Below are 12,327 nucleotides of genomic sequence, written 5' to 3'. Positions count from 1 at the left end.
CGGCCGATTTCGAGGATGGGGATTTTTATGGCAACTGCAATCACCGCACGCCCGCTCGTTTCGCTGGCGCTGCCCGAACAGCGCGTCCTGCGCCTCGCGACTCAGGTTTTTCTGGCGCTTGCCGGCACGCTGCTGCTGACCGTTTCGGCCAAGACCAAGGTGGTGTTCGGCCCTGTCGACATGTCGCTGCAGACCTTGGCCGTCTTCCTCATCGCCATCGCCTTCGGCCGCCGCCTCGCCGTGGCGACGCTGCTGCTCTACCTCGCCCAGGGCGCGATCGGCCTGCCGGTGTTCCAGAGCACGCCGGAAAAGGGCATCGGCCTCGCCTATATGGTCGGCCCGACCGGCGGCTACCTCGCCGGCTTCGTGGTGATGGCGGCCATCGCCGGCTGGGCCGCCGACCGCGGCTGGGACCGCAGCGCGCCAAAAATGTTCGGCGTGCTGGTCGTCGCCGACCTGATCATGCTGGCGATGGGCACCGCCTGGCTGGCCACCCTGATCGGTGCCGAAAAGGCCTGGCAGTTCGGCTTTGTGCCTTTCATCGTGCCGGACCTGATCAAGGCGGCACTTGCCGCAGCGATCCCCGCCGCCATCTGGGCGCTGCTGCCGGCCTCGCTGAAGCGCTGACGGCCAAGCCGGCCGCCACTCGGTCACATGACCTCAAGGCCCGCCTCGCGCGGGCCTTTTGCGTTCATGCACTCTTCGGTGTCGAATTATTCGGCGTTCAGGCAGGCGGATCAGGAACCTTGATCGGAAAATGCTCGTCCTCGTAGGCTTCGATGAGATCGAGGAGCAGGACGAAACGATCCGCATCGGGCGTGCCAACGACAGGCTCGTTCTCGAAATACTTCGTCACCTCGGCTATCGCCGAGTCGTAGTCTGCCGCGGTGCGGATGGGGCGTACGTTCTCCATCATACCGTCTCCGGGTCCATCCTCGGTCACCCGTAAGTAACGCTATCATGTAAAGTTCGGAAGCGTGACTGACGCAAGCCAGGGGGACCACCACATGTCGACCGACATCTCGCAAAAAAATGCCGTCCTGGTCGTCGGGGCCGGCCCCGTCGGCCTGACCATGGTCGCTGAACTCGCCCGGCATGGCGTGCGCTGCCGGCTGATCGACCGCGCGCCCGGCCCGCTTCCCTATTGCCGCGCCATCGGCGTGACGCCCCGCACGCTCGAAGTCTGGGAGGACATGGGCGTCGCGCGAACCATGATCGGGCGCGGGCTGTGGATTTCCGGCCTGCGTTCGGTCATCGCCGACCAGCCTGCCCAGGACGCGATGGCGCCGCCGCTGGGGCTGCCTTTCGCGCAACTGGGCCTGCCGCAATACGAGACCGAGCGGGTACTCACGGAGCATCTCCGGACTTTTGGCGTGGAGATCGAGCGCGGCGCCGACCTCGCCGGGCTCGAGCAGGATGACCAGGGCGTCGCGGTCACGATCCGGCGGGGCGACGGGTCCACGGAGCGCGCGCGGTTCAGCTACGCCGTGGGCTGCGACGGTGCGCACAGCACGGTGCGCAAGGCACTCGAAATCGCTTTCGATGGCGAAGCCTATCCCTGGCCCTTCATGCTGGGCGACGTGCACATCGGCTGGGACCTGCCCTATGGCATGGCGTTCCGCGCGGTGCGCCCGGTCGAAGGCCGCCCGCCCGACATGTTCATCGCCATCCCGCTGCCCGAGCCGGGACGCTATCGGGTCTCGATGCTGGCGCCGCCGTCGCTTGTTCCCTCCGGCGGCACCGAGCACGGCATCCAGGCCGAGATGAAGGGTCCGTCGCTGGCCGACCTGCAGGCCATCGCCGACGATCTCCTGCCTGGCAAGCCGCGCCTGACCGACCTGCGCTGGTCCTCGATCTTCCGCATCAGCATGCGGCTGGCGTCGCAATACCGCAGCGGCCGTGTCTTCATCGCCGGCGATGCCGCCCACATCCATCCGCCGACTGGCGGGCAGGGGATGAACACCGGCATTCAGGACGCCTACAATCTCGCCTGGAAGCTGGCTCTGGTCGTGCGAGGCGTAGCCGGGCCGGACTTGCTCGACAGCTACGGCGCCGAGCGCCGCCCCGTCGGCGCCGATGTCGTCAAGCGAACCCAGGCCGCTAGCGAAAACTATGGGCGCGAGCGCGGCAAGGCGCCGGATCGCCTCGCCGATACGCAGATTCTGGTCTCATATCGCGGTACCCCATTCATTGCTGACGAAGACTCTGAAATGGCCGGCCCGGTTGCGGGAGATCGCGCGCCGGATGTGCAGGGATTGAGCCAAAGCGGTCTTGGCTTTCCGCTGCGGCTGTTCGACGTTCTGCGAGGGACCGAACACGTCCTGCTGATCCAATTGGCCGACCCCGTTGCGGCCGAAGATATCGACGATGCCGTTTCCTTCGCGCGGGAGTTTCACCGGGAATGGAGCCCCGTGGTTCGGATTGCCACTATCACCCGGACGCCTCAGGCCGACACGCCTTTTCTGACAACCCTGCTGGATCGTCAGGGCGGCTTCGCGGAAGCCTTTGGAAGCGAAGCCCGCGCCATCCTTGTGCGGCCGGACGGCTACATCGGCTGGCGCGGACCGTCGTGGCGTTCGCCGGGCCTTGCCGGCTATCTTGAACGGGTTTTCTCCAGGCCTGGACTTGCTGCGTCGGACAGAGACTGAGGCGGCCATAGGAATTTGCTGGCAAGAACATGAACAGTGGGTAGTTAATTCCGGCTAATGCCTGCGCGAACCTGTCTTTGGGAATGACATTCCACACCTCGCCGCTTGGCCGGAACTTCCGCCCGCGATACGCCGCCAATTTGGTAGCGATCTCCTTGAGACGACAGCGCTTTCTGCGAGACTCCGGAAAACCCCGGATTGTTCGGATGGGCCGTCGCACCGCGCGCCTATCCGTCACGCAATTGGATCACCATGCTGGCAAAACTCTCCCATCTCGACCGGCTCGAAGCCGAGTCGATCCATATCTTTCGCGAGGTCGCCGCGACCTTCGCCAAGCCGGTGATGCTCTATTCGGTGGGCAAGGATTCGTCCGTGCTCATGCATCTCGCGGTAAAGGCGTTTTATCCCGCCAAGCCGCCATTCCCGTTCCTGCATGTCGACACGACCTGGAAGTTCCGCGAGATGATCGCCTTTCGCGACGAGATGGCGCGAAAGCTCGGCTTCGACCTGCTCGTCCACATCAACCAGGACGGCGTGCGCGACGGCGTCGGCCCGTTCACGCATGGCTCCAACACCCACACCCACATCATGAAGACCGTGGCGCTGCGCCAGGCGCTCGACAAATACGGTTTCGACGCGGCCTTCGGCGGAGCGCGCCGCGACGAGGAAAAAAGCCGCGCCAAGGAGCGCATCTTTTCCTTCCGCAACGCGCAGCATGCCTGGGACCCGAAGCACCAGCGGCCGGAAATGTGGAACATCTACAACACCCGCGTCGCGCCGGGCGAGTCGATCCGCGTCTTCCCGCTGTCCAACTGGACCGAAGCCGACATCTGGCAATACATCGAGCGGGAAAATATCCCGATCGTGCCGCTCTATTTCGCCAAGGAGCGGCCCGTCGTCGAGCGCGACGGCATGCTGATCCTGAAGGACGACGACCGCATGGAGCTGCGTCCGAGCGAAAGGATAGAGAACCGCATGGTGCGGTTCCGCACGCTCGGCTGCTATCCGCTGACCGGCGCGATCGAATCGGATGCCGCCGACCTGGAAAGCATCGTCAACGAGACGCTGGCCGCCGCCACCTCCGAGCGGCAGGGCCGCGCCATCGACCGCGACGAAGCCGGCTCGATGGAAAAGAAGAAGCGCGAAGGATATTTCTGAATGCGCCACCTCAACGCTGAAGCGCTGGCCGGCATCGCCGTCCAGCCGGTCGTGCATCCGGTGATCGCCGAGCAGAAGTCGCTGCTGCGTTTCCTTACCTGCGGTTCCGTGGACGATGGCAAGTCGACCCTGATCGGCCGGCTGCTTTCCGACACGCGGCAGATATTCGAGGACCAGCTCGCCGCGTTGGAGCGCGATTCGCAGCGCCACGGCACCACCGGCGACGAGGTCGATTTCGCGCTGCTGGTCGACGGGCTGGAGGCCGAGCGCGAACAGGGCATCACCATCGACGTCGCCTACCGTTTCTTCTCGACGCCGCGCCGGAAATTCATCGTCGCCGACACGCCCGGCCACGAGCAATACACCCGCAACATGGCGACCGGCGCCTCTACCTCCGACCTCGCCATCGTGCTGATCGATGCCCGCCAGGGCGTGCTCAGGCAGACCCGCCGGCATTCCATCATCGCCTCGCTGCTCGGCATCCGCCATATCGTGCTGGCGATCAACAAGATCGACCTCGTCGGCTTCGACCAGGCCGTTTTTTCGCGCATCGTCGAGGACTATTCGGTGTTCGCGCGCGGGCTGGGTTTCGCCACCGTGACCCCGGTGCCGATCTCGGCGCGCTACGGCGACAATGTCTCGCAGCGGTCGCAGAACACACCCTGGTATTCCGGACCCACTCTGCTGGAGCATCTGGAGGCAGTCGACGTGGAGGGAGCGGCGGCGGAAAAGCCGTTCCGCTTCCCAGTGCAGTACGTCAACCGTCCGAACCTCGACTTTCGCGGTTTTGCCGGCACGGTCGCATCCGGCTCGATCGCCGCCGGCGACGAGGTCGTGGTCGCCAAGTCGGGCCAGAAGTCGCGGGTGCGCCGCATCGTCACCGCCGGCGGCGACCTGCCGCGCGCCGTCGAGGGGCAGGCGGTTACGCTGCTGCTGGAGGACGAGGTCGAGGTGTCACGCGGCAACATGCTGGTGGCGCCCAATGCCCGGCCGGACGTCGCCGACCAGTTCGCCGCTACGCTTGTGTGGTTCGACGAGCAGGCGCTGCTGCCCGGCCGCTCCTATATCGTGCGCACCGCCACCGACCAGGCGAGCGCCACCGTGACCGAACTGAAGCATCGGCTGGACATCAACAGCCTGGCGCATCAGCCGGCGAAATCGCTGGCCATGAACGAGGTCGGCGAGGTCAAGATCGCGCTGCAGACGCCGGTCGCCTTCGACAGCTTTGCCGCCAACCGCACGACAGGCGCCTTCGTCCTGATCGACCGCATCACCAATGCGACGGCCGGTGCCGGCATGATCCTGCATCCGTTGCGAAGGGCGGAGAACATCCACTGGCAGTCGCTCGACGTCACCAAGAAGTCGCGCGCCACCGCCAAGAACCAGAAGCCGGCAGCACTCTGGCTGACCGGCCTCTCAGGCTCGGGCAAGTCGACGGTTGCCAACCTGCTTGAGAAGAAGCTGCACGCCGCCGGCCGCCACACCTATATCCTCGACGGCGACAATGTCCGCCACGGTCTGAACCGCGACCTCGGCTTTTCCGATGCCGACCGCGTCGAGAACATCCGCCGCGTCGCCGAGGTGGCGAAGCTGATGGTCGATGCCGGCCTGATGGTGGTCGTCTCCTTCATCTCGCCGTTCCGCGCCGAGCGCGACATGGCGCGCTCCCTGTTCGAGGACGGCGAGTTCGTCGAGGTGTTTGTCGACACGCCGCTGGAGGAATGCGCCCGCCGCGACCCGAAGGGGCTGTACGCCAAGGCGCTGGCCGGCGAGATCAAGAATTTCACCGGCATCGATTCGCCATACGAGGTGCCGTCCGATCCGGAGTTGCACCTGAAGACGCTCGGCCGCGCGCCCGAGGACATGGTCGAGGAGATCGAGCGCTGGCTCGACCGCCGCGACGAGATCGACACCCAGTTCGACGATGGCGGCGGGATCTGATCTTCATCTCGACTTCCCTACTATTTCGTTGACCTTGCGTTCTGGAGTCGGCACCTTGTTGGCTGAGCGGAGAAACTTGGTCATGGGCGTCGCTGATCAGAAACTGTTTCTCGACGCTGCTGCCAAGGCCTCGCGCGAGTTGCGTGGCGAATGGGGCGACGCGGCGGCGAAGTTCTTCCGGATGGCGATGTTCGACATGCTGCCCGCCTTCGCGGCCCTGAGCGCGGGCGACAAGTTCACCTTTCATGACTGGTGCACTTGGAACGAGTCCGGCGTCGGCAAGGCGAGCGTTGATCGGGTCCGCTTCGTCCGCGGCGTCGTGGTGATGGCTGAAATCCGCGACTTCGGCATACCACTCGAGCAGGTCAATGACGGGCGCGAATATCTCGGCTGCACCCGGCTCGACGACCAGGGTGTGAAGGAATACATCGACAAGGCGTTGGCCGCCGCGGATGCCGCAATCCAGAACAAGGCAAAAGGCACCGATTATGCCCGATCCGGCCTTCCGGACGCCAATTGCTGCGGCAGGATCAGCGTCGCATGGCACGAGATATTGGTCGGCCAGCGGCGTGCGTCGCCTGGAGCATCGCTGATCTCAAATCTCGCCGCCGCCGCCCACTATATGCTGGCCAGGCATCATGTCTGCATGGCCAAGGCCAGGGAATGGCAGATGAACACGGTCACCGAAGGGTATGACGCCCAGAAGCGCGCCACCATTGCGGGAGGAGACCGCGAACTCAAATCGATGGCGCTGACGGCCAATCGCCCCTTTCCGCCGGACTACGCCATCACCGCCTGGGCCAAGAAGGGAGCCGCCGACGGTGAGGCTGACCGCAAGCGGTGCAATGCGAACGCCGACCTGCCGCTGATCGTGCCCGAAGTGAACAAGAAGGAGTGGGGCTTCGAGTGAGATCTCGGTGAGGGTGTGCCGGCAGGGATTCGAGATGAACGAAAGCTGACTATTGCATCTCCCGCCGCCAGGGCGGATTGGCGCCGGCGCGTGAAACGGTGATTGCCGCCGCCCTGCCGCTGAAGGCGAGCACCGACCTGATCTGATCCTCGGTCAGCTCCGAAATCGCCTGTTTGGTCAAAAGGCCCTGGTCGCGGAGAGACGCCAGGATGCCGGCATTGACCGTGTCCCCGGCGCCGACCGTGTCGACCACCGAGACCCGCTCGGCCGGCGTCGAGACCTTGTAACGCTTTGAAAATGCTAGCAATCCGTCGCCGCCTCTGGTCACCACCATCAGCTTCGGCCCGAGTTCGAGCCAGCGCGCGGCGATCTCGTCGGTGGTGCCTGATTCACCGAACCAATCGAGGTCCTCGTCCGACAGCTTGACGATGTCGGCATAGGCCAGCATGCGTTTCATGCGGGCAAGGTGGGAGGGTTTGTCGGTGATGAAGTTCTTTCGAATGTTCGGGTCGAACATCATGATTCTTTTATCTTTTTCCCTGCGCATCAGCGCCTCGTAGGTTGAGCCGCAGGGCTCCGGGATCAGGCTGATGCAGGAAAAATGCATCGCCTCCACGTCTTCGCCTATCGCTGGAAGATCCTCCTCGAACAGCATGCGTCCGGCGGTGCTTTCGTCATAGAACAGGTAGCTCGCATGGCCATCCAGCAGCCGCACGAAAGCAAGTGTCGTCGGCCGGTCGGAGAATTTGACATAGTCGAGAACAACGTTGCTGGCGCTCAGCGCCTCCTTCAACAAGCCACCGAAGAAGTCGGTCGAAATACCGGTGAAAAAACCAACCGGGATGTCCAGCCGGCCGAGTGCCACCGCCGTGTTGAACACCGCTCCGCCGACATAGGGCGCGAAGCAGGCTTCGCCGTCGCTGCTCTGGCGCGGCAGCATGTCGATCAGCGCTTCGCCGCAGCAGACGATCATTTTTGGCCCACTCCCTCGGGAATCATTGCGTTTTTCCGGCTGGCCCGGCTGCCATACAGGCGCATCCGGAACACCGCAACGGCCATGGTCGGTGCCACGCGCTGCAAGGCCTCAGGCCTCCTTGGACGGGGTCGAGCCGCCCAGCAGGAAACGCTCCGACAGCGGCAGGCTGGCGCCGCCGAGCGCCCGGGCATGGATGCCGACCGTCCCTTCGCGCACCTGCGGGACCGCCAGTCCCTCGACGTCGATGCCGCGCAGCGCCGTCGCGACGGTTTCGACCAGCCGCGTTCGGATCGAGGCGGGCATCCAGCCGTCGATCACAGCCGCCTCGAAGTCGATGACGGCGGAGGCCGAGACGATCGCATAGGCGAGCGCGTCGGCGGCGCGCTCGATCCACCGGTCGAGTTCCGGGCCGACCTCGCCCCAGTCCTGCGGCGAGGTCCACAGAAATGTGGCATCGCGGCCCTGCCGCTTGAGCGCCAATTCGAGGATGGCGATGGAGGCGACGTCGATCAATTGTGCGGGCCGCCCGTCGACGCCGGGAACGGGCATCGATCCCAGCGCGCCGGCATTGCCGGTCGGCCCGCCGTAAAGCCTGCCATTGAGCACCACGCCGCCGCCGGCGAAGGCGCCGATGTAGAAATAGATGAAATTGCGCAGGCCGCCGATGCGGCCGAACACAAGTTCCGCGCCGCAGGCCGACGTCGCGTCGTTCTGCAGATAGACCGGGAAGCCGAGTTCCGCCTGGAGTTCGGCGCGGATGTCGAGGCTGCGCCATTGGTCCATGGCGCCGCGCGGCGCGCCGACGGTGTCCGCCCAGTTCCAGATCTCGAACGGCATGGCGATGCCCAGTCCGGCGATGCGGCGGTCCTGTTCGGGCGACAGGTTCGCTCGCAGGGACCGGATGCCGTCCCGCGCAAAAATCATGGTCGCGTCCGGGGCAGGGTAGAGGTAGGAGCTGTGCAGCATGGCGCGCACCGTACCGACGAAGTCGATCAGCACCAGCTCAGCGCTTCTGCGCCCGATCTTCAGGCCGAGGAAGAAGGCGCCCTCCGGGTCGAGCGACATCGGCACGGAAGGCTGGCCGATCTTGCCGCGGATCGGTTCTTCCCGCAGCAGCAGCCCGTCCTGCTCCAGCTCGCGCATGATGACGGAGACCGTCTGCGCCGAGAGTTTGGTCATGCGGGCGATGTCGGATTTTGCCAGGCTGCCATGCTGACGCAGCAGCGAAAACACGAGGCGCTCATTGTGCGCGCGCATGCCGCTTTGATTGGTGCCCAGTTGGAATCGGCTGTCGCCAAGTTCCCGGGAGCCGAGCTTGATGCCGCCGGTCTCCAAAGGCTCCTCCTCCCGAGGGTCGTGTTCAACGGTTTTGCCACCAAGCATGATCACGTCGCCGATGGCTGTCAATAATAAATAAGAGTGATTTAATTATTGACAAAGCCTGCATGATCTTGTTGGCTGACCGAGGACGATCGGGGCCACGGCCGCGAAGTCCGTTCGGCGCTCCAGCAAGGGCGCCTGGTCGTTTTTCCACTGGGAGGATAATCGTGAGCAAGTTCTCATTTTTGAAGACAACCGTGTTCGCCGCGTCGGCGCTCGTCGCGCTCGTCGCCTCGGCCCATGCCGCCGACACCGTCGGGCTGATCACCAAGACGGAGACCAATCCCTTCTTCGTCAAGATGCGCGAAGGCGCCGAGGCCAAGGCGAAGGAACTGGGCGTAACCCTGATCACCGCCGCCGGCAAGTTCGACGGCGACAATGACGGGCAGGTCGCCGCGATCGAGAACCTGATCTCGGCCGGCGCCAAGGGTTTTGCCATCGTGCCGTCCGACAGCAAGGCAATCGTGCCGACCATCAAGAAGGCGCGTGACGCCGGTCTGATGGTGATCGTGCTCGACACGCCGCTCGACCCGATGGACGCGGCCGACGCCACCTTTGCCACCGACAACCGCAAGGCCGGCCAGTTGATCGGCGAGTGGGCCAAGGGCACGCTGGGCGACAAGGCGGCGGACGCCTCCATCGTCTTCCTCGACCTCGCCACCAACCAGCCGACCGTCGACTTCCTGCGCGACCAGGGCTTCATGCAGGGTTTCGGCATCGACGTTAAGGACCCGAACAAGTACGGCGACGAGGACGACAAGCGCATCTGCACGCATGAAATCAGCCAGGGCGACCAGGAAAAGGGCCGCACGGCGATGGAGAACGCCCTGCAGAAATGCCCGGACGTGAACGTCGTCTACACGATCAACGAACCGGCCGCCGCCGGCGCGTGGGAAGCCCTCAAGGCGGTCGGCAAGGACGACGGCAGCGTCATGATCGTGTCGATCGACGGCGGCTGCCCCGGCGTCAAGAACGTCGAGGCCGGCGTGATCGGCGCCACCAGCCAGCAATACCCGTTGAAGATGGCGGCGATGGCGCTAGAGGCGATCGTCTCGGGCAAGTTGCCGGAAATCGACAAGGCGGCTGGCTTCCTCGATACCGGCGCCCAGTTGATCACCGCCAAGCCGGTCGACGGTGTCTCCTCGATCAGCGTCGAGGAAGGCTTGAAGCTCTGCTGGGGCTGAGACCTTCCAGCTCCGTCGCCTAACAGCTATTCTCAACACGAGGGACGCCGCTTGGCGGCGTCCCTCTGCAATCGGCGCTCAGGGAGGAGCAACGGATGAGCGACGACGCGGTAGGTTCCTTCGGCGCGGAGCGCGGATTGGCCGGCAGCCAGCAGGCCGTCGCCAGTTTCGACGAGGAACACCGGGGCGTGGTGCGGCAGGTGCAGGGCTTCCTGCACCAATACCCGACCTCGATACCTCTGATCGTGCTGCTGATCGGCGTGGTGATCTTTTCGGTCGTGGCCCCCGGAAAATTCCTGTCGCCGCTCAATCTTTCGGTGGTGCTGCAGCAAGTGACCATCGTTGCCATCCTGGGCATGGCCCAGACGCTGGTGATCCTCACCGCCGGCATCGACCTCAGCGTCGGGCTGATCATGATCCTCTGCTCGGTGGTCATGGGGCGGACCGCCGTGGCCTATGGCGTGCCGGTGATCATCGCCTTTCCGCTCGGGCTGCTGGTGGGGCTGGCCTGCGGCTTCCTCAATGGCCTTATCATCACCAGGCTGCGGCTGCCGCCCTTCATCGTGACGCTCGGAACATGGAGCATCTTCGGGGCGCTCAACACTTGGTATTCGAACAGCGAGACCATCCGGTCGCAGGACATGGAGGCCGCGGCGCCGTTCCTGCTCTGGCTCGGCAAACTGATCAAGCTCTACGATCTGTTCCTCGCCATCGGTCTCGACCTGCCGTTCCTCAAGGGCTGGGTGGTGACGTATGGATCGATCGTGATGATCCTGCTCGCGATCGTCCTGTCCTATGTCCTCTCGCGCACGGCATTCGGCCGCCATGTCTATGCGACCGGCGACGATCCGGACGCTGCCCGGCTGTCGGGCATCAACACGGACCGCACGCTGGTGGCGGTCTATGCGCTGGCTGGCCTGATCTGCGCTGTCGGAGCGTGGGCGCTGATCGGCCGCATCGGCGGCGTGAGCCCCCAGGCGGGGCAGACCGCCAACCTCGACTCCATCACCGCCGTGGTGATCGGCGGCACCAGCCTGTTCGGCGGGCGCGGCTCTATCCTCGGCACGCTGTTCGGCGCGCTGATCGTCGGCGTGTTCCGCAACGGCCTGGCTCTCTCCGGGCTCGCGCTGCTCTGGCAGGATTTCGCGGTCGGGGTGCTCATCATCGTGGCCGTGACCATCGACCAGTGGATCAGGAAGATTTCCGCATGAGCGACAGCGACATCATCCTCCAGGGCAGGGGGCTGCACAAGCGCTATGGCCGCGTAGTGGCCATCAACAACGCCGACTTCGATTTGCGGCGCAACGAGATCCTTGCCGTCATCGGCGACAATGGCGCCGGCAAGTCGACGCTGATCAAGGCAATGTCGGGGGCGGTCGTCCCCGACGAAGGCGAGATCCTGCTGGATGGCAAGCCGGTGCATTTCAAATCGCCGATGGATGCCCGCGATGCCGGCATCGAGACCGTCTACCAGAACCTCGCGCTTTCGCCGGCGCTTTCTATCGCCGACAACATGTTCCTCGGGCGCGAACTCCGCAAACCCGGCTTCCGGGGACGCTGGTTCCGCATGCTCGACCGCAAGGCCATGGAAAAGCGGGCGCGCGACAAGCTCTCCGAACTGGGTTTGATGACCATCCAGAACATCAACCAGGCGGTGGAGACGCTGTCCGGCGGCCAGCGCCAAGGCGTAGCGGTGGCGCGTGCGGCGGCGTTCGGGTCGAAAGTGGTGATCATGGACGAGCCGACGGCCGCCTTGGGCGTCAAGGAAAGCCGCCGGGTGCTGGAGCTCATCCTCGACGTGAAGCGCCGGGGCCTGCCGATCGTGCTGATCTCGCACAACATGCCGCATGTCTTCGAGGTGGCCGACCGCATCCACATACACCGGCTGGGAAGGCGGCTTTGTGTCGTCGACCCCAAGGTGATCTCGATGTCGGACGCCGTTGCCCTGATGACCGGCGCCAAGAAGCCGCCCGAGGAAGCGCTTGCAGCCTAGACGCGACAGAGTCGCGCAACAAAAACTGGCGTCATCCGCTTCTAATCGATTGAACATCCTGCCGCTTCCGCTAGCATGGAAGCGGGAGGTAGCCGATCAACTGGCGCTCGGAAGCGAGCGAGCGCCAACCCGTGGGG

The 12,327-nt window shown here is 64.7% G+C and carries 11 protein-coding genes; 8 read left to right on the top strand and 3 right to left on the bottom strand.

Annotated features, from left to right (window positions below):
- Positions 1–27: 27 nt before the first annotated feature.
- Complete coding sequence (locus tag RB623_RS17895) at positions 28–627, top strand: biotin transporter BioY (protein WP_308058273.1); 600 nt, start codon at positions 28–30, stop codon at positions 625–627.
- Positions 628–724: 97 nt separating this feature from the next.
- Here the strand turns inward: RB623_RS17895 and RB623_RS17890 are convergent, their stop codons facing one another.
- Entirely contained in the window at positions 725–916 is a 192-nt protein-coding gene (locus RB623_RS17890) for a transcriptional regulator (RefSeq protein WP_308058272.1), read from the bottom strand.
- A gap of 91 nt (positions 917–1,007) precedes the next feature.
- On the opposite strand from RB623_RS17890, the gene RB623_RS17885 reads away from it, so the two are divergent.
- The 4 genes from RB623_RS17885 to RB623_RS17870 all read left to right on the top strand — a co-directional run bounded on the left by RB623_RS17885 (position 1,008) and on the right by RB623_RS17870 (position 6,657).
- Positions 1,008–2,648, top strand: coding sequence for an FAD-dependent monooxygenase (locus RB623_RS17885; protein ID WP_308058271.1), 1,641 nt, complete (start codon positions 1,008–1,010; stop codon positions 2,646–2,648).
- Positions 2,649–2,900: 252 nt separating this feature from the next.
- Complete coding sequence (cysD, locus tag RB623_RS17880) at positions 2,901–3,806, top strand: sulfate adenylyltransferase subunit CysD (protein WP_308058442.1); 906 nt, start codon at positions 2,901–2,903, stop codon at positions 3,804–3,806.
- On the top strand, positions 3,807–5,747 hold the full coding sequence (cysN, locus tag RB623_RS17875) for a sulfate adenylyltransferase subunit CysN (RefSeq protein WP_308058270.1): 1,941 nt from the start codon (positions 3,807–3,809) through the stop codon (positions 5,745–5,747).
- An 82-nt stretch (positions 5,748–5,829) separates the two neighbouring features.
- Positions 5,830–6,657 (top strand): hypothetical protein, encoded by an 828-nt coding sequence (locus RB623_RS17870; RefSeq protein ID WP_308058269.1) that lies wholly within the window; start codon positions 5,830–5,832, stop codon positions 6,655–6,657.
- Between the two features lie 49 nt (positions 6,658–6,706).
- On the opposite strand, the gene RB623_RS17865 is transcribed toward RB623_RS17870, so the two are convergent.
- Positions 6,707–7,630 carry a carbohydrate kinase gene (locus RB623_RS17865; RefSeq protein ID WP_308058268.1) on the bottom strand — a complete coding sequence of 308 codons (924 nt, stop codon included), beginning with the start codon at positions 7,628–7,630 and terminating at the stop codon, positions 6,707–6,709.
- 111 nt (positions 7,631–7,741) lie between these two features.
- Positions 7,742–8,968, bottom strand: coding sequence for an ROK family transcriptional regulator (locus tag RB623_RS17860; protein WP_308058267.1), 1,227 nt, complete (start codon positions 8,966–8,968; stop codon positions 7,742–7,744).
- Between the two features lie 230 nt (positions 8,969–9,198).
- On the opposite strand from RB623_RS17860, the gene RB623_RS17855 reads away from it, so the two are divergent.
- From RB623_RS17855 to RB623_RS17845, 3 genes are all read left to right on the top strand, one after another.
- A complete protein-coding gene (locus RB623_RS17855) occupies positions 9,199–10,197 on the top strand; it encodes a sugar ABC transporter substrate-binding protein (RefSeq protein ID WP_374121703.1) in 999 nt (332 codons plus the stop codon).
- A 95-nt stretch (positions 10,198–10,292) separates the two neighbouring features.
- Positions 10,293–11,408: an ABC transporter permease gene (locus RB623_RS17850; protein ID WP_308058266.1), complete on the top strand. Its 1,116-nt coding sequence runs from the start codon at positions 10,293–10,295 to the stop codon at positions 11,406–11,408.
- Positions 11,405–12,190: an ATP-binding cassette domain-containing protein gene (locus RB623_RS17845; protein ID WP_308058265.1), complete on the top strand. Its 786-nt coding sequence runs from the start codon at positions 11,405–11,407 to the stop codon at positions 12,188–12,190. The genes RB623_RS17850 and RB623_RS17845 overlap by 4 nt, the downstream gene beginning before the upstream one ends.
- Positions 12,191–12,327 lie beyond the last annotated feature (137 nt).

The organism is Mesorhizobium sp. LHD-90, from assembly GCF_030929505.1.
GTDB lineage: Bacteria > Pseudomonadota > Alphaproteobacteria > Rhizobiales > Rhizobiaceae > Kumtagia.
Note: the sequence above shows the minus strand (reverse complement) of the source record. Positions and strands in the feature narration are given on the sequence as shown.

Coding starts and splice junctions, on each gene's coding strand:
- RB623_RS17895 (WP_308058273.1), top strand. CDS start 28: ATGGCAACTGCAATCACCGCACGCCCGCTCGTTTCGCTGGCGCTGCCC.
- RB623_RS17890 (WP_308058272.1), bottom strand. CDS start 916: ATGATGGAGAACGTACGCCCCATCCGCACCGCGGCAGACTACGACTCG.
- RB623_RS17885 (WP_308058271.1), top strand. CDS start 1,008: ATGTCGACCGACATCTCGCAAAAAAATGCCGTCCTGGTCGTCGGGGCC.
- cysD (WP_308058442.1), top strand. CDS start 2,901: ATGCTGGCAAAACTCTCCCATCTCGACCGGCTCGAAGCCGAGTCGATC.
- cysN (WP_308058270.1), top strand. CDS start 3,807: ATGCGCCACCTCAACGCTGAAGCGCTGGCCGGCATCGCCGTCCAGCCG.
- RB623_RS17870 (WP_308058269.1), top strand. CDS start 5,830: ATGGGCGTCGCTGATCAGAAACTGTTTCTCGACGCTGCTGCCAAGGCC.
- RB623_RS17865 (WP_308058268.1), bottom strand. CDS start 7,630: ATGATCGTCTGCTGCGGCGAAGCGCTGATCGACATGCTGCCGCGCCAG.
- RB623_RS17850 (WP_308058266.1), top strand. CDS start 10,293: ATGAGCGACGACGCGGTAGGTTCCTTCGGCGCGGAGCGCGGATTGGCC.
- RB623_RS17845 (WP_308058265.1), top strand. CDS start 11,405: ATGAGCGACAGCGACATCATCCTCCAGGGCAGGGGGCTGCACAAGCGC.